The sequence below is a fragment of the Rhodoplanes roseus genome, from assembly GCF_003258865.1.
Lineage (GTDB): Bacteria > Pseudomonadota > Alphaproteobacteria > Rhizobiales > Xanthobacteraceae > Rhodoplanes > Rhodoplanes roseus.
Genome location: NZ_NPEX01000587.1, coordinates 1 through 1,102, shown reverse-complemented (window position 1 = coordinate 1,102; position 1,102 = coordinate 1). Strand labels below are relative to the sequence as shown.

Genomic DNA, 1,102 nt, shown 5'->3' with positions numbered 1-1,102 from the left:
GGACCTGCGGTCCGCGCCCCGGAATGACCAGAGCCAACCCCCGAGTCGCTCCATGCCGGTTCGCCAGCTCACCGAGGCCGTCGTCAACCGGATCGCCGCCGGCGAGGTGGTCGAGCGGCCGGCCAGCGTCGTCAAGGAGCTGGTCGAGAACGCCCTCGACGCCGGCGCGACCCGCATCGACGTGATGACCGAAGGCGGCGGGCGGCGGCGCATCACCGTCACGGACGACGGCTGCGGCATGACGCGCGACGACCTCGTGCTGGCGGTCGAGCGCCACGCCACCTCCAAGCTCGACGACGAGGATCTGCTCGACATCCGCACGCTGGGCTTTCGCGGCGAGGCGCTGCCGTCGATCGGCGCGGTGGCGAAGCTCGCCATCACGACCCGCCACGCCGACGAGCCGCACGCCTGGGCGCTGGCCGTGGAGGGCGGCCGCAAGGGCGAGCCGAAGCCGGCGGCGCTGACCCAGGGCACCCGCATCGACGTGCGCGACCTCTTCTATGCGACGCCGGCCAGGCTGAAGTTCCTGAAGGCCGAGCGCAGCGAGACCGAGGCGATCCGCGACGTGGTGCGTCGCCTGGCGATGACGCGGCCCGACGTCGCCTTCACGTTCGCCGGCGAGGAGCGCGCGCCGGTGACATTCCCGGCGGCGGACCCGACTTTGCTCGGCGCCGACCCGATGTCCAACGGCCGGCTGGTGCGGCTCGCCGACGTGCTGGGGGCCGACTTCTCGGCCAATGCCGTGCCGGTGCGCGGCGGCCGCGACGGCCTGTTCGTCGAAGGCTTCGCCGGGCTGCCGACCTTCAACAAGGCGAACTCGCTGTCGCAATACCTGTTCGTCAACGGCCGGCCGGTGCGCGACAAGCTCCTCTACGGCGCGGTGCGGGGCGCCTATGCGGATCATCTCGCCCGCGACCGCCATCCGGTGCTGGCGCTGTTCGTCGACGTCGATCCGCACGAGGTCGACGTCAACGTGCATCCGGCCAAGGCCGAGGTGCGGTTCCGCGACGCCGGCCTGGTGCGCGCCACCATCGTGCGGGCCCTGATGGACGCGCTGGCGCAGGGCTCCGGCCGCGCCGCCAGCACGGGCGGCGGCGCGACG

1 protein-coding gene is annotated in these 1,102 nt (G+C 73.1%); it reads left to right on the top strand.

Annotation, left to right across the window (positions count from 1 at the left end):
* Nucleotides 1-52: 52 nt before the first annotated feature.
* A partial coding sequence (gene mutL / locus CH341_RS31430) for a DNA mismatch repair endonuclease MutL (protein ID WP_111423644.1) occupies nucleotides 53-1,102 on the top strand: 1,050 nt, incomplete at its 3' end.